The following is a 15,333-nucleotide window of genomic DNA, read 5'->3' as shown; positions in this document are numbered from 1 at the left end:
TCGCAGTGCAAACGCGATGGTGCTTGCACACTGCGCGACCTCGTTCCCTGGGAGGTCACGCCGATGTCGAACTTGCCGCGCACCTTGTCGGTCTCCGGACCGGCGCTTCCCCTTGTCGATGGCCAGCCCGCGCTGCGGGCCGTGCGGCTGTCGGGCCGCGAGGGGCTCGATGCGCTGTTCTGCTACGAACTGCTGCTCGAATCACCCGATGACGCCGACCTCGACCTCGATGCCTTCGTCGGCCGCGAGATCCACTGCCGCATCGCGCTCGACGATGGTGCGGACGGCGCGCGCGAGATCAACGCCCTCGTCACCGAGGCGGCCTTTCTCGGCGAGGCGGGCCGCCACGCCCAGTACCTGCTGACACTGCGGCCCTGGCTGCACCTGGCCGAACTGCGCACCGACTGCAGGATCTTCCAGGACCTGACGGTCGTGCAGATCCTCGAGGCCCTGCTCGCGCGCTATCCCTTTCCCGTGCGCTGGCGCCTGGCCGAGCACTATCCGCCGCGCGACTACCAGACCCAGTTCAACGAGAGCGACTTCGCCTTCTTCGAGCGCCTGTGCCAGGAATGGGGCATCGGCTATCACTTCGAGCATGCGGACGGGGCGCACCGGCTGGTGCTCGGCGATGGGACCGGGGCTTTTGCGCCCGCCGCCGGGCGCTACCGCGACCTGGACTTTCATCCGCCGGGCTGGAAGCTCGATGCGGAGTACGTCCACGGCTTCGTGCCCATGCACCGGATCGCCAGCGGGCGGTATGCGAGCCGGGAGTACGACTACATGCGGCCGCGGGCCGACCTTTCTGTCGGCCAGGGCGATTCACGGGCCGAGGTCTACAGCTGGCACGACCCGGTCGGCGGCAGCCACTGGGCGCAGCCTCGGGCCGGGCGCGGGGGCTTCGAGGACGCCGCGAACGATCCTTTCGCCGAGGGCCGCCAGCTGGCGCTGCTTCGCCTGCAGGCCCTGCGCGCCGAGGCGGTGCGCACGCGGGGCTGCGGACCTCTGCGGGGCCTGGCCCCTGGACACACCTTCCGCCTGCACGGCCACCCGCGCCAGGAGGTCGGGGCCACCGAGTACCTCGCGCTCGACACCCGCTTGCTGATCGAGGAGGTCGGCGCCGACAGCAACCGCCGCGCGCACTGGCGCGTGAATCTCGACTTCACCGCCCACCCGCTGGCCGAACCGCTGCGCCCCGCGCTCGTGCGGCCCAAGCCCGTGGCCGTCGGCCCGCAGGTCGCAAGAGTCGTCGGCCCCGCGGGCCGGAACCTCTGGACCGATGCCCTGGGCCGCATCAAGGTGCAGTTCCCCTGGGACCGCGAGGGCGCCCACGACGCCCACGGCAGCTGCTGGCTGCGCGTGAGCGCGCCCTGGGCGGGCAACCAGCTCGGCGGCGCCTGGCTGCCGCGCATCGGCCAGGAAGTGATCGTGAGCTTCATCGGCGGCGATGCCGACCTGCCGATCTGCACGGGGCGGGTGCATGACCGGGACAACCTGCCGCCCTGGGCCTTGCCGCAGCAGGCCGCGCTCAGCGGGTTCAGGAGCCGGGAGCTGACCGAGGGCGGCGGCAATGCGGCGGCGGGACGCAGCAACCACCTGGTGCTCGACGACACGCCCGATCGCATGCAGGCGCAGCTCAGGAGCGACCACCAGTGCAGCGTGCTGAGCCTGGGGCGCTTCGCGCGCATCGAGGACCATGCGGGACGCAAGGAGGAGCGCGGCGAGGGCTTCGAGCTGCGCATCGACGGGCACGGGGTGCTGAGGGCGGCACGGGGGATGCTGATCACCACCGAGGCCCGGCCGAACGCGGCGAACCATGCGCTCGACATGGGCGAGACCACCGCGCGGCTGGCCCGTGCGCAGGACCAGCACGACATGCTCGCGGAAGCCGCCAGGCTGCACCGCGCGCAGGAGGCCGGCATCGACCAGGACGAAGTGCAGCAGGCGCTCGCAAGGCAGAACACGGCCATCGCCGGCACGGGCGATCCATTCCCCGAACTGGAAGCGCCGCACCTGGTGCTCGCGAGCCCCGCCGGCATCGTGGCCTCGACAGCGGGTCCGCTGCACTTGCACGCCAAGACACACGCGGCCTTCACGAGCAGCGGCCATCTCGGCTTCAGCAGCGCCAGACGCTGGCTCGCCAGCGCCGCCGAGGGCATCCGCGCCTTCACGCAGCGGCACGGCATCCGCTTCATCGCCGCCAAAGGGCCGATCGACATCGAAGCCCATGCGGACGAGCTGGTGCTGCTCGCGCACGAGGACGTGCGAATCCGGAGCATCGACGGCGAGCTCCACATCAGCGCCCGCAAGAAGGTCGTGATCATCGGCGGCGGCAGCTACACCGAATGGAGCGCGCAGGGGATCGTGCATGGCACCGCCGGCACCTGGCAGGAGCATGCGGCGCTGCATGCGCAGGTTGGGCCGATGCAGAGGCCGCTCGAACGCCAGACCTTTCCCCGGGCGACATGGCGACGGTCGCCCGACCGGGATGCGGCCTATCCGGTGTCGCTCTGAAAGCGAAGCGTCGAGCGCACCATGATCATTAGCCCGCCCTTCCTCCCCGAGCGTGCCGCAGGCCAGTCCGAGAGCGCCTGGCTCGACATCGCGATGGCACCGCCGGCTTCGCGCCTGCCCGGCACCCAGGCGCCCGAAGGTTCCTTTCCGCTGAGCCTGCAGTTGGCCTGGCACAACGGCCTGCACATCCAGGCCCCGCAAGCCGCCGGCGCCTACCTGCCGGTGCGCGCCGTCGCCGACGGCAGGATCGTCTTCGTCCATGCGCCGACCGCGCCGAACAGCGACCCCGACCATCCGCTCAACTACAACCCCTTCGGCGCCAGCCCACCCACCGCGGCCTGGACCAGCGACGGGTTCATGGCCATCGAGCATCGGACCGAGATCGGGGCGGTGCAGGCGGTGGCGACGGGGGTCGTCTATTACAGCGTCTACATGCACCTGTCGCAGATCGCGAACCGCGCACGCGGCGCCACCGCGCCATGGTCAGTGGGCGACACCGTCTACCGCAAAGACGTTCTCGGCCACCCTGGCCAAATCTATGGACACGCAGGCCAGCTTCACTTCGAGATCTGCTGCGATGCCGCGAATCTCGAAAAACTGGTCCACCGCAAACCGGCCTGGATAGACCCATCAAGCCCTCCCGCCCCCACCGCAGACGGCCGGCGGGACAGCGTCTTCGGCAGCATTCATGTCTATCTGCCGGCCGGCACGCCCGCGCGCTCGCGCCAGCCTAGCCACCACATCCAAGGGGCGGACTCCGCCACCGGCGGTGCCAGCGCCGTCACCGATCATTTCCCACCCGACATGCTGCGTGTGCCCCATTGGGTGTCGATCAGCCACGACCGCGGCCAGGCCACGCTGCGCAGCCATGACCGCTGCGGCGCGCCGATCGGCAAGCCGCGGCATGACAGCCGCGATGACTATGCCCGCGGCGCCTCGGGAACGGCACCGCAAGCAGCGCAGCGTTTCGAGTACGAGCTGTATGCCGAAGCCCATGCGCGGCATGCGAGCCTTGATGCAAGCACGCGGGCACTGAGCAGCCCCAGTGGCTGGTACGAACTGCTGCGCTTCGGCCGCAATCTCGGGCCCGACCCCTTGCCGCCCGGCGCTGCCCACTGGCGCAAGATCGAGAGCACCACGGGCGAAGTCTGGGCGGATCTCAACGCGGCTGGCACCTTCAAGTTCAGCGATGCTGATTTCCCCGCGGTCATGGGTTGGAACTTCTTCGACGACGATGGAACACCCAACGACCAGCGTTGCGACTCGATGCACATCAAGGCGCTGATTCGCGATCCCGATGCGGGCAACCTGCGCCGAATGGAGCTCCTGCAACTCGCGAGTCGGCTGGGGGGTGCGGAGGTCAGAGCGAAACTGCGCCGCGCCGTCTGCAAGTTTCCCAGCGAGTGGGAACGCGCCAGCGTCGCGGCTCGCTATGGCTGGCTCCAGACCCACGACTTCAAGCTCGGCGACGACGATGCCGCGGCCGCGCGGAAGTGGGAGCGCTTCGTGGCACACGCGCACGCCTTGAGCTTCGAATCGCTGCCCGAGACGCTGCTGAAAGCCGATTGGCGCTTCCATCCACGGGAGTTCATCGAACACATGAGGCAATGCGGTTGGCGCAGCCCGCGAGAACTCGCACAGCTGATTCCCGCGCATGTGTTGCGCAAGCCCGGAAGCCACAGGTCGCCAAGCGCGGCGGTCTGGGAGTCGCCATCGCTCGCACCTGCACAGCGACTTCTGAGCTCCCACGCCCAGGCGCTGAATCGCGCACTTCGAAAGTACCTGATATCCACTCCGATCCGCCAGGCGTGCTTCTTCGGCAACGCAACCCAGGAAACGCAGTGGCTCAGCCACATGAAGGAAAACAATGGCCGCACACCGTCCCTGCATGCAGGGTGGTACGGCAGAGGCTTTCTGCAATTGACGAACCCGCAAGGCAACATCAACGGCGGGAACAACAACTACTACAAGTACTTCCGGTTTCTGGGCAGGCAACCCGGCGTCCCGCCCGGCACCATCGAAGTCGGCTGGCGGGATGCGGTGGCCGACGACCCCCACCATGCGGCCGACAGCGCGGCCGCCTACTGGGTATGGCCCGACAAGAGCCTCCCCAGCGCGCGCTCGCCTGCCTTGCCACTGGTCGGAAACACCAACGAATACGCGGACCTGGCGGCCGACGACCTCAACATCAGGAACGTGGCGGCGACGAGTCAGCATGGCAACAAGGCCTGGTACTACAACCAGTCGTTCACGAACTGCGCCGCGGCGGTCAACTATCCGGCAACCGTGGGACAGAATCCGCCGAACATGAACGGCCTGATCGATCGCTCCACGGCCTTCACCAATGCCCTGACCGTTCTGATGGATGTGGAGAGATTCCAGGACTTACACGGCATGTCGCAACCGGTGCCAGACGACTTCACGAAGAGAGTGCTGCCATGAGAAGCATCGGCCTTGCCCTTGCATTGCTTTGCGCGGGGTCGACGCATGCGCAGGAAAAATCACCACGCGAGGTATTGCAGCTCGTTGAATCCCACTGTCGCCTGAGGCTTGCCCCAGCGTTCAACGATGGCTTGTCGGCGGCGCATGTCGATCGGAGGGAGGTCGACGGAAGACGCTATGGCAGCTTCCTCCTGGAGAGCAGGGTGCCGGACACTTCCGGCAGCCCCCGCACCGTACAGACCCGGTTGAGCTGCGCGCTCGATGCACCCGCCACCGCCTTGCCCCTCGAGCCGACCAGCCCACGGGAACTGCTCGCAATGGAAGACGCGGGAGGGCGCTACTTCCGGCACGTCGCCTGGCAAAGGCGAATCAACGGACCGCGATGGACCGGCCAGTGGGCCCTCATCGACTCCCTGCAGGGCGACGGCGCCCGCTCGGCCATCAACGCGTACCTGATGTGCTTCACCTCGCGCTCGAACATCTGCATCCACATGGAACTGCAGAACCCGGCCCTGGCGCGCAACGCGCAGAACACCCTGGTGGAGGGCCTTTTCAAGGGCATCCGCATCCTGGACTGACAGTGCCGGCAATCCGGCCCCCGCCCGCCAGCCTAAAATCCTCGCCCACCCCAAAACCCGCCCCCCGGCACCCAAGGACCCCGCATGACCCCCACCCGCCGCGCCCTGGCGCTTGGCTTTGCCGCCGCTGTGATGGCTTTCGGCGCCCTGGCGCCCGTCCAGGCGCAGAACCGCGAACTGACCGTGGCGTCCAGCGCCACCTATGCGCCGTTCGCGTTCGAGAACAAGGACAAGCAGATCGTCGGTTTCGACATCGACATCATCAACGCGATCGCCAAGCAGCAGGGCCTGAAGATCAAGATCGTGAACACGCCGTTCACGGGCATCTTCGGCGCGCTCAACAACGGCGACGTGGACCTCGTGATCTCGGGCGTGACGATCAACGAGAAGCGCAAGCAGAGCTACGACTTCACGCCGCCCTACTTCGCGGCGCGCCAGTTGATCGCGCTGCCGAAGAACAGCACGGTCGCCTCGCTCAAGGACCTCACGGGCAAGAAGATCGCGGTGGTGAGCGCCTCGACGGCCGACGACATCGCGTCGCGCGAGTTCGGCAAGACCAGCCCGAACATCCGCCGCTTCGAGAGCACGCCGCTGATCATCTCCGAGCTGGCCGGCGGTGGCGTCGACGCGGCGATGGGCGACAACGGCGTGATCGCCTACCGCGTGTCGCAGAACCCCGATCTGAAGACCGTCGACGACAAGTCCTTCCCCGAGGAAGGCTTCGGCATCGTGGTGAAGAAGGGCGACAAGGCGCTGCTCGACAAGCTCTCGGCCGGCCTGGCGGCGATCCGCGCCGACGGCAGCTACGTGACGATCTACAAGAAGTGGTTCAACAAGGACCCGAACGTGCGCTGAGCCGCACGGCCCCCGTTCTGCTCCCACGGCCGCGCTTCGCGGCCGTTTCGTTTTTCTTTTCGTTCGTTTCTCTGCATTGAAGGAAGCCGCCATGGAACAACCGGTGTTGCTGTTCGGATGGTTCCGCTGGGACATCCTGGTCGAATACAAGGACCTGTTCTGGCAGGGCGCCTGGATGACGTTGCGCATGACGGTGGTCTGCGTGCTGCTGGGCGCGAGCTGGGGCCTGTGCCTGGCGCTGGCGCGGCTGGCGCAGCCGCGGCATGCGCCCTGGACCTGGGTGGCGCGCTTCTTCCTGCGCTGGCCGGCCACGGTGTACGTGAGCTTCTTCCGCGGCACGCCGCTGTTCGTGCAGATCCTCTTGATCCACTTCGCGGTGATGCCGGTGTTCATCCACCCCACGTCCGGCCTGCTGATCGACGGCGAGCTCGCGCGCACGCTCAAGCAGGAGCACGGCGCGCTGATCTCGGGCGTGGTGGCGCTCACGCTCAATTCGGCGGCCTACATCTCCGAGGTGTTCCGCGCGGGCATCCAGTCGATCTCGCGCGGCCAGTTCGACGCCGGCCGCTCGCTGGGCTTCAACCCGGCGCAGGTGATGCGCTACGTGGTGCTGCCGCAGGCCTTCCGCCGCATGCTGCCGCCGCTGGGCAACAACGCGATCGCGCTGCTGAAGGACACCTCCCTGGTCTCCGCCATCGGCCTGGCCGAGCTGGCCTACGCGGCGCGCACGGTGGCCGGCGCCTATGCGCGCTACTGGGAGCCCTACCTCGCGATCTCGGTGATCTACTGGGTGATGACGCTGGTGCTGACCACGCTGCTGCGCCGGCTCGAGCACCGGCTCGCGCGCAGCGACCGCGGCTGACCGCGAACTGACCGGCCGGGGCTCGCGGCGACAATAGCCCCACATGCCCCCGATATCGCCCGAAGAGACGCCCATCCCGCCCGCGCGGCCGAAGCCGCCCAAGCTCGCCGCGCTCGAGCCGCTGAAGCTGCCGGTGTTCCGCATGCTGTGGAGCACCTGGCTGATCGCCAACATCTGCATGTGGATGAACGACGTGGCGGCGGCGTGGATGATGACCTCGCTGACCACCTCGCCGATCTGGGTCGCGCTGGTGCAGTCGGCCTCCACGCTGCCGGTGTTCCTGCTCGGCCTGCCCAGCGGCGCGCTGGCCGACATCCTCGACCGCCGGCGCTGGCTGATGGCCACGCAGTTCTGGCTCGCGGGCACGGCGATCGTGCTGTGCGCCGCGATCGCGCTCGACATGATGACCGCGCCGCTGCTCTTGGCACTGACCTTCGCCAACGGCATCGGGCTGGCGCTGCGCTGGCCGGTGTTCTCGGCCATCGTGCCCGAGCTGGTGCCGCGCCCGCAATTGCCGGCCGCGCTCGGGCTCAACGGCATCGCGATGAATGCCTCGCGCATCATCGGCCCGCTCACGGCCGGCATGCTGATCGCGAGCGCGGGCAGCGTCTGGGTGTTCGCGCTCAACGCGGTGCTGTCGGTGGCCTCGGGCTTCGTGGTGCTGCGCTGGCGCCGCGAGCACACGCCCAATCCGCTGGGCCGCGAGCGGCTGATCAGCGCGATGCGCGTGGGCGTGCAGTTCGTCTGGCAGTCGCAGCGCATGCGCGCGGTGCTCAGCCGCATCACGATCTTCTTCTTCCATTCGACGGCGCTGCTGGCGCTGCTGCCGCTGCTGGCACGCAACCTCCAGGGCGGCGGCGCCGGCACCTTCACCCTGCTGCTGGCGGCCATGGGCTCGGGCGCGATCGTGGCGGTGCTGTTCCTGCCGCGGCTGCGCCAGGCGCTGGGGCGCGACCAGCTGGTGCTGCGCGGCACCGCGCTGCAGTCGGCCGCCACGGCGGTGATGGCCTTCGCGCCCAATGCCTGGGTCGCGGTGCCGGCGATGTTCTTCGGCGGCATGGCCTGGATCACGGTGGCCAATTCGCTCTCGGTGTCGGCCCAGCTCGCGCTGCCCGACTGGGTGCGCGCGCGCGGCATGTCGACCTACCAGATGGCGATCATGGGCGCGAGCGCGATCGGCGCCGCGCTGTGGGGCCAGGTCGCCACGGTCACCGACCTGCAGGTGAGCCTGGTGGTGGCCTCGGTCACCGGCACGCTGCTGATGCTGGCCGCGCTGCGCTGGGTCACCGACGTCTCGGGCGAGGACGACACCACGCCCGCCAAGGCCGGCTGGGCCTCGGGGCCGCCGTCCGAGGCGCCGCAGGAGAACGGCCGCGTGGTGATCCACGTCGAGTTCATCATCGACCCGGCGCGCGCCGCCGCCTTTCACCTGGTGATGCAGCAGACGCGCCGCGCGCGGCTGAGCCAGGGCGCGATCGGCTGGGAGCTGCTGCACGACATCGGCGAGCCGGGCCGCTACGTCGAGCAGATCGTCGACGAGAGCTGGACCGAGCACCTGCGCCGCTTCAACCGCGCGACCGCCGCCGACATGGCGCTGCGCGAGCGCCGGCTGGCCTTCCACCTGGGCGAATCGCCGCCGGTGGTCACGCGCTACGTCGTGCGCCGCTGATCCACACAAGCCCCCTGACGCCATGAAGACGACCCAGGTCGCCACGCTGTTCTGCTGCCTGTTCCTCATCGGCTCGGCCGAGGTGGTGGCGGGCCCGATGATGGGCGCGATGAGCGCCGACCTCGGCGTGCGCTCGAGCGCCATCGCCTACCTGCCGGCCGCCTACGGTCTCGCCTACGGCGCCTTCGCGCTGATCGCCGGGCCGCTGTCGGACCGCTGGGGCCGCCGGCGGCCGCTGCAGGCCGGGCTGCTGGGCTTCGCGCTGCTGAGCGCCGCGCTCCCGAGCGCGCCGAGCCTGGCGGTGGCGATCGTGCTGTCGGCGCTGGCGGGGCTGTGCGCGGGTCTGATCCAGCCCAATGCGCTGTCGCTGGTGGCCGACGAATCGCCGCCCGAGCAGATCGGCCGCCGGCTCAGCCACGTGTTCGTCGGCCTGATGCTGGCCTTCGTGCTCACGCCGGTGGTGGCCGGCTGGCTGAGCGACACCGCGGGCTGGCGCTCGGCCTACTACACGCTCGCGGCGATGGCCGCGCTGGCCTTTCTCGCGGTGACGCGCACCTTCGTCCAACGCGTGCCCGCGGCCGCGTCGCACGCGGGCTTCCTCGCCACGCACGCGCGGGCGCTGCGCACGCCCGGCGTGCGGCGGCGGCTCGCGGTCAGCTACCTCTGGCTCGGCTGGGTGGCGGGCTTCGGCGCCGTGGTGGCCGAGGTGGCGGCGCGCAAGCTGGTGCTGTCGTCGACCGACACCGGCCTGATCGCCGGCCTGTTCGGCCTGGCCGTGATCGCCGGCAACCTCGCCAGCGGCCGGCTGCAGCGCGCGCTCGGCGAGGCCGCGCTGCCGCTCGCGGCGCTGGCCGCGGCGGCGGGCCTGCTGGGCCTGGCGCTGCCGGTGGGCTCGACCACGCAGCTGGTGCTGCTCGGCCTGCCCTGGGCCTTCGGCTACGGCTGCGCGGGGCCGCTGCACCATGCGCGGCTCAGCGCGCTGTCGGAGCGCTACCGCGGCACCATCAACTCGTACCACGCGAGCCTGCTCAACCTCGGCATCTTCTCGGTCTCGTTCCTGCTCGGCAGCGTGGTGCCGCGCTTCCCCGTGGAAGTGTTCTGCGCGCTGGCCGGCGGCGTGACGCTGGTCGGCGCCTGCCTGCTGCTGCCGTGGCCGTGGCGCAAGTCCGGGATCGCGACGACCTGAGCGCGACGACCTGAGCGCAGGGCGGCGGCACGCCGTGGAAAACCCTGACGCGACTTTTTTTGACCATTCGGATGATTTAGGTCATCATCCGCGCCGTCGCCACGAACGAGGACCACCCCGATGAACCCGGTCACCCCGCGCAGCCGCTTCTGGTCGGACCTGACCAGCGAAGAGTTCTCCCGCCTCGACCGCGAACGGCTGATCGCCGTGCTGCCGGTGGGCGCCACCGAGCAGCACGGTCCGCACCTGCCGATGTCGACCGACACCGCCACCATCGACGGCATGGTGCGCGCGACATTGCCCCACCTGCCCGACGACCTGCCCGTGCTGTTCCTGCCCACGGTGCCCTACGGCAAGAGCAACGAGCACTCGCGCTACCCGGGCACGCTCACGGTCTCGGCCAGCACGCTGATCGCGATGTGGACCGACATCGGCGCCTGCGTGGCGCGTGCCGGCGTGCGCAAGCTGGTGCTCTACAACAGCCACGGCGGCCAGATGAGCGTGATGGACATCGTGGCGCGCGACCTGCGCGAGGCGCACGGGATGATGGTGGTGGCCGCCAACTGGTACACGCTGGGCCTGCCCGAGGGCCTGTTCACCGCGCACGAGGGCAAGCACGGCATCCACGCCGGCGACCTCGAGAGCTCGGTGATGCTGCACCTCACGCCCGACTACGTGCGCGCCGACCAGTTCCGCAACTTCCATTCGATGACCGAGGACCTCGCGGCCGAGAACAAGTACCTCTCGATCACGCCCAGCGGCAAGCTCGGCTGGCAGATGCACGACATCAACCCGATGGGCGCGGCCGGCGACGCCACCCGCGCCACCGCCGAGAAGGGCGCCGCGGTGCTCGACCACGTGGGCCGGCGCTTCGTCGACCTGCTGCACGAGATCGACCGCTTCCCGCTGTCGCGCCTGGCCAACGAGCCCGCCTGGCGCTAGGCTCGCGCCCCTCTCCGCCACGCCCTTCGGAACACCCCATGGAAAGCACCACGCCATCCACCCCCGATGCCGAAGCGCCGCTGGTCCGGCTGCGCAACGTCGGCAAGCGCTTCGCCAACGGCACGCTCGCGCTGCAGGGCATGTCGCTCGACATCGGCGCGCACGACTTCATCAGCTTCCTCGGCCCCTCGGGCTGCGGCAAGAGCACGGCGCTGCGGCTGATCGCGGGCCTCACGCGCGCCAGCAGCGGCGAGATGGCCTGGACCGGCGGCGCCGCGGCGCGCACCGACCGCGACCTGGGCTTCGTGTTCCAGGAGCCCACGCTGATGCCCTGGGCCAAGGTGTTCGACAACGTCTGGCTGCCGCTCAAGCTCGCGGGCATGAAGCGCGACGCCGCCGCGCCCGTGGTGCAGCAGGTGCTCGAGATGGTCGGGCTCTCGCGCTTCGCCGACGTCTATCCGCGCGAGCTCTCGGGCGGCATGAAGATGCGGGTGTCGATCGCGCGCGCGCTGGTCACGCACCCGCGCCTCTTGCTGATGGACGAGCCCTTCGCCGCGCTCGACGAGATGACGCGCATCAAGCTCAACAACGACCTGCTCGCGATCTGGCGCGAGCACCGCTTCTCGGTGGTGTTCGTCACGCACAGCGTCTACGAGTCGGTCTACCTCTCGAACCGCATCGTGGTGATGGCCGCGCGCCCGGGCCGCGTGATCGACGAGATCCGCATCGACGAGCCCTACCCGCGCGGCGAGTCCTTCCGCACCTCGAGCCGCTACAACGCGCACTGCACCGCGGTGTCCCAATCCCTGCATGGAGCCCTGCATGGCGTCGACATCGATCACTGAGCCCGCGGTCACCGCCCTGCACGACGACGACCTCGCCACGCCCTCGGCCGATGCCCAGCGCGCCCACGAGGACCGGCAGCGCCGGCGCGAATCGCTGCTGCGCATCGTGGTGCCCGCCGTGGTGGTCGGCGCGCTGCTGCTGCTGTGGGAATGGACCGTGCGCGCCAACAACATCCCGCACTACATCCTGCCCGCGCCCTCGCTGATCCTGAAGACGCTGTTCGACAACTGGGAGTCGCTCTCGAGCGCGCTGTGGTTCACCGTGCGGCTCACGCTGCTCGCGCTGGCCGCGGCCATCGTCGGCGGCGTGCTGCTGGCGATCGCCTTCGCGCTGTTCAAGTGGGTGGAGATCGGGCTGTTCCCGATCGCGGTGATCCTGCAGGTCACGCCGATCATCGCGATCGCGCCGCTGATCCTGATCTACGTCTCGAGCACCACCGCGGCACTGCTGCTGTGCGCCTGGATCGTGGCCTTCTTCCCGATCCTGTCGAACACGGTGGTGGGCCTCAAGAGCGCCGACAGCAACCTGCGCGACCTGTTCCAGCTCTACAAGGCCTCGCCCTGGCAGACCTTCCGCTACCTGCTCGCGCCCAGCGCGCTGCCCTACTTCATGGCGGGCCTGAAGATCGCGGGCGGCCTGAGCCTGATCGGCGCGGTGGTGGCCGAGTTCACCGCGGGCACGGCCGGCAAGGAAACCGGGCTGGCCTCGCGCATCCTCGAGTCGAGCTTCCGCACCGAGATCCCGATGATGTTCGCGGCGCTGCTGCTGGTGTCGCTGCTCGGGATCGTGATCTTCATCGTCTTCGCCGCGCTGTCGCGCCTGGTGCTGGGCCACTGGCATGAAAGCGAAATGCGCCGTGAACGCTAGGACCTCGCTCGCCCCGGCCATCGACTGGGACGCGGTGCGCCGCGACCTCGCGGGCCTGAACCTGGTCACCGCGCCGGGCCAGCGCAAGCAGCTGTCGAAGGACTTCTTCTGGTACAGCCCGATCCTCACGGCGCAGCTCTCGGGCTGCGTGGCCGAGCTGGTCGTGAAGGTCGGCACCGAGGACGACGTGCGCCAGGTCTGCGCCACCGCCGCCAAGTGGAAGCTGCCGCTCACGGTGCGCGCGGGCGGCACCGGCAACTACGGCCAGTGCGTGCCGCTCGAGGGCGGCCTGGTGATGGACGTGACGCAGCTGTGCCGCGTGCTCGACATCGGCGACGGCCGCATGCGGGTGGAGGCCGGCGCGCGCATGCACGACATCGACCTGGCCGCGCGCGAGACCGGCCAGGCGCTGCGCATGTGGCCCTCGACCTGGCACGTGGCCAGCATCGGCGGCTTCATCGCGGGCGGCTTCGGCGGCATCGGCTCGTTCCGCCACGGCATCCTGCGCGACCCCGGCAACCTGCTGCGCGCGCGCGTGATGACGGTGGAGCGCGAGCCGCGCGTGATCGAGCTCGCGGGCGACGAGATCCAGCAGGTGCACCATGCCTACGGCACCAACGGCGTGATCCTAGACGTGGAGGTGGCGCTGAGCCCGGCCGTCGACTGGGTGCACTGCACGGTGCTGTTCGAGCGCTACCGCGCGGCGCTGGACTTCGGCATCGCGGCCAGCACGCCCGATCTCGACCTGTTCCTGCTGTCGACCGTGGAGGCGCGCTTCTCGCCCTACTACACGGCGATGGGCGAGCACTTTCCCGCCGACCGGCATGCGGTCTTCACGATGGTCGCGCCCGCGTCGATGGAAGACTTCCGCGCGCTCGCCGCCGCGCACGGCGGCCACGTCGCGCTGGCCGGCACCGAGGCCGAGCTGCTCGCGGCCGGCCTGCCGCCGGCCTACGAATGCGCGTTCAACCACACGACGCTGCAGGCGCTCAAGATGGACCGCGGCTGGACCTACCTGCAGGTGGCCTATGCGCAGCCCTTCGATCCCGCGGTGGTCGAGCGCCACCTCGAGATCTTCGGCGACGAGGTGCTGCAGCACCAGGACTTCGCGCGCGCGGGCGGCGAGGCCGGTACCTTCGGCATCCTGCTGGTGCGCTGGACCGGCGAGGCGCGCCAGTACGAGCTGATCCGCGAGATCGAGTCGCAGGGCGGCTGCAAGATCTTCAACCCGCACGTGGTGACCATCGAGGACGGCGGCATGAAGACCATCGACACGCAGCAGATCGAGTTCAAGAAGCGCAGCGACCCGATGGGGCTGATGAACCCCGGCAAGACGCGCGGCTGGACCGCTGACATGGCCACCGAGGGCTGAAAAGATTTAGGCTTCGCGTCCCGTCCCTTTTCCAAGAAACCTCCACAGGAGCACGTCCTCATGCGCATCCCCGCTTTCCGCATCCGCCCGCTCGGCAGCCTGGCCCTCGGCCTGGCGCTGACCGCCGCCGCCTTCGCCGCGCAGGCGCAGGAGAAGGTGGTGTTCGCCACCAACTGGAAGGCGCAGGCCGGCCATGGCGGCTTCTACCAGGCGCTGGTGGACGGCACCTACAAGAAGTACGGCCTCGACGTCGAGATCCAGCAGGGCGGCCCGATGGTCAACAACCGGCCGATGCTGCCGGCCGGCAAGATCGACTTCCTGATGACCGGCAACCTGCTGCAGTCCTTCGACAACGTGAAGAACGGCGTGCCCACGGTGGTGGTCGCGGCCTTCTTCCAGAAGGACCCGCAGGCCATGTTCGCGCACCCGGGCCAGGGCTTCGACACCTTCAAGGACATGACCAAGGCGCCCGTGGCCTTCATCGGCAAGGACGGCCAGTTCAGCTTCTGGCAGTGGATGAAGTCGGAGCACGGCTTCAAGGACTCGCAGCTCAAGCCCTACACCTTCAACGTGGGTCCGTTCCTGGCCGACAAGAAGTCGATCCAGCAGGGCTACGCGATCTCCGAGCCGCTGTCGATCAAGGCCCAGGCCGGCTTCGACCCGGTGGTGCAGCTGCTGGCCGACAACGGCTTCTCGACCTACTCGACCACCATCGAGACGCGCGCCGACCTCGTGAAGACCAAGCCCGAGACGGTGCGCAAGTTCGTCGAGGCCTCGATCATCGGCTGGAACAACTACCTCTACGGCGACAACAAGGCCGCCAACGAGCTGATCGCCAAGACCAACCCCGACTCGCCCGTGGCCGCGCTGCAGGGCTCGATCGAGCTCATGAAGAAGATGGGCATCGTCGACAGCGGCGAGTCGCTGACCAAGGGCATCGGCGCGATGGACGAGGCGCGCGTGAAAGACTTCTACGACAAGATGGTCAAGGCCGGCCTCTACAAGCCCGGCGAGGTCGACCTGTCGAAGGTGGTCACGACCCAGTTCGTCAACAAGGGCGTGGGCCTGGACGTGCGCAAGAAGCTCACGGGCAAGTAAGCCGCGACCAGGGATCCGATCCACGACCACACCGATTTCTCCGCGGGCCGCGCGGTGCTTGCGCCGGGGTCAGATGCCGGCGCCTGGGATGCCATAAGGCACCGT

At 69.2% G+C, this 15,333-nt stretch carries 12 protein-coding genes; all 12 read left to right on the top strand.

Annotated features, from left to right (window positions below; translation table 11 throughout):
• Positions 1-63: 63 nt before the first annotated feature.
• The 12 genes from KV106_RS08750 to KV106_RS08695 all read left to right on the top strand — a co-directional run bounded on the left by KV106_RS08750 (position 64) and on the right by KV106_RS08695 (position 15,228).
• On the top strand, positions 64-2,511 hold the full coding sequence (locus tag KV106_RS08750) for a type VI secretion system Vgr family protein (RefSeq protein ID WP_261209008.1): 2,448 nt from the start codon (positions 64-66) through the stop codon (positions 2,509-2,511).
• Positions 2,512-2,532: 21 nt separating this feature from the next.
• Positions 2,533-4,953 carry a M23 family metallopeptidase gene (locus KV106_RS08745; protein WP_261209006.1) on the top strand — a complete coding sequence of 807 codons (2,421 nt, stop codon included), beginning with the start codon at positions 2,533-2,535 and terminating at the stop codon, positions 4,951-4,953.
• The gene (locus KV106_RS08740) at positions 4,950-5,531 is read left to right on the top strand and encodes a hypothetical protein (protein WP_261209004.1); all 582 of its coding nucleotides are present in this window, start codon (positions 4,950-4,952) and stop codon (positions 5,529-5,531) included. The genes KV106_RS08745 and KV106_RS08740 overlap by 4 nt, the downstream gene beginning before the upstream one ends.
• An 84-nt stretch (positions 5,532-5,615) precedes the next feature.
• Positions 5,616-6,386 (top strand): basic amino acid ABC transporter substrate-binding protein, encoded by a 771-nt coding sequence (locus KV106_RS08735; RefSeq protein ID WP_057595864.1) that lies wholly within the window; start codon positions 5,616-5,618, stop codon positions 6,384-6,386.
• A 91-nt stretch (positions 6,387-6,477) separates the two neighbouring features.
• Entirely contained in the window at positions 6,478-7,248 is a 771-nt protein-coding gene (locus KV106_RS08730) for an amino acid ABC transporter permease (RefSeq protein WP_057595865.1), read from the top strand.
• A gap of 43 nt (positions 7,249-7,291) precedes the next feature.
• Positions 7,292-8,917 (top strand): MFS transporter, encoded by a 1,626-nt coding sequence (locus tag KV106_RS08725; RefSeq protein ID WP_261209003.1) that lies wholly within the window; start codon positions 7,292-7,294, stop codon positions 8,915-8,917.
• 22 nt (positions 8,918-8,939) lie between these two features.
• The gene (locus tag KV106_RS08720; protein ID WP_261209002.1) at positions 8,940-10,103 is read left to right on the top strand and encodes an MFS transporter; all 1,164 of its coding nucleotides are present in this window, start codon (positions 8,940-8,942) and stop codon (positions 10,101-10,103) included.
• Between the two features lie 120 nt (positions 10,104-10,223).
• Positions 10,224-11,045: a creatininase family protein gene (locus KV106_RS08715; RefSeq protein WP_261209001.1), complete on the top strand. Its 822-nt coding sequence runs from the start codon at positions 10,224-10,226 to the stop codon at positions 11,043-11,045.
• A gap of 38 nt (positions 11,046-11,083) precedes the next feature.
• Positions 11,084-11,890, top strand: a complete 807-nt coding sequence (locus KV106_RS08710) for an ABC transporter ATP-binding protein (RefSeq protein ID WP_057595869.1) — start codon at positions 11,084-11,086, stop codon at positions 11,888-11,890.
• Positions 11,868-12,758, top strand: coding sequence for an ABC transporter permease (locus KV106_RS08705; protein WP_261209000.1), 891 nt, complete (start codon positions 11,868-11,870; stop codon positions 12,756-12,758). The genes KV106_RS08710 and KV106_RS08705 overlap by 23 nt, the downstream gene beginning before the upstream one ends.
• Positions 12,730-14,130 carry an FAD-binding oxidoreductase gene (locus tag KV106_RS08700; protein WP_261208999.1) on the top strand — a complete coding sequence of 467 codons (1,401 nt, stop codon included), beginning with the start codon at positions 12,730-12,732 and terminating at the stop codon, positions 14,128-14,130. The genes KV106_RS08705 and KV106_RS08700 overlap by 29 nt, the downstream gene beginning before the upstream one ends.
• Before the next feature lie 60 nt (positions 14,131-14,190).
• Positions 14,191-15,228, top strand: coding sequence for an ABC transporter substrate-binding protein (locus KV106_RS08695; protein WP_057595872.1), 1,038 nt, complete (start codon positions 14,191-14,193; stop codon positions 15,226-15,228).
• Positions 15,229-15,333 lie beyond the last annotated feature (105 nt).

The sequence above is a fragment of the Variovorax endophyticus genome, from assembly GCF_025376855.1.
Classification (GTDB): domain Bacteria; phylum Pseudomonadota; class Gammaproteobacteria; order Burkholderiales; family Burkholderiaceae_C; genus Variovorax.
The sequence above is the reverse complement of the archived record's forward strand: the minus strand, read 5'-3'. Positions and strand labels throughout refer to the sequence as shown.

Excerpts from the sequence above, each read along its gene's own strand:
- KV106_RS08750 (WP_261209008.1), top strand. The coding sequence starts at position 64 with ATGTCGAACTTGCCGCGCACCTTGTCGGTCTCCGGACCGGCGCTTCCC.
- KV106_RS08745 (WP_261209006.1), top strand. The coding sequence starts at position 2,533 with ATGATCATTAGCCCGCCCTTCCTCCCCGAGCGTGCCGCAGGCCAGTCC.
- KV106_RS08740 (WP_261209004.1), top strand. The coding sequence starts at position 4,950 with ATGAGAAGCATCGGCCTTGCCCTTGCATTGCTTTGCGCGGGGTCGACG.
- KV106_RS08735 (WP_057595864.1), top strand. The coding sequence starts at position 5,616 with ATGACCCCCACCCGCCGCGCCCTGGCGCTTGGCTTTGCCGCCGCTGTG.
- KV106_RS08730 (WP_057595865.1), top strand. The coding sequence starts at position 6,478 with ATGGAACAACCGGTGTTGCTGTTCGGATGGTTCCGCTGGGACATCCTG.
- KV106_RS08725 (WP_261209003.1), top strand. The coding sequence starts at position 7,292 with ATGCCCCCGATATCGCCCGAAGAGACGCCCATCCCGCCCGCGCGGCCG.
- KV106_RS08720 (WP_261209002.1), top strand. The coding sequence starts at position 8,940 with ATGAAGACGACCCAGGTCGCCACGCTGTTCTGCTGCCTGTTCCTCATC.
- KV106_RS08715 (WP_261209001.1), top strand. The coding sequence starts at position 10,224 with ATGAACCCGGTCACCCCGCGCAGCCGCTTCTGGTCGGACCTGACCAGC.
- KV106_RS08710 (WP_057595869.1), top strand. The coding sequence starts at position 11,084 with ATGGAAAGCACCACGCCATCCACCCCCGATGCCGAAGCGCCGCTGGTC.
- KV106_RS08705 (WP_261209000.1), top strand. The coding sequence starts at position 11,868 with ATGGCGTCGACATCGATCACTGAGCCCGCGGTCACCGCCCTGCACGAC.
- KV106_RS08700 (WP_261208999.1), top strand. The coding sequence starts at position 12,730 with ATGAAAGCGAAATGCGCCGTGAACGCTAGGACCTCGCTCGCCCCGGCC.
- KV106_RS08695 (WP_057595872.1), top strand. The coding sequence starts at position 14,191 with ATGCGCATCCCCGCTTTCCGCATCCGCCCGCTCGGCAGCCTGGCCCTC.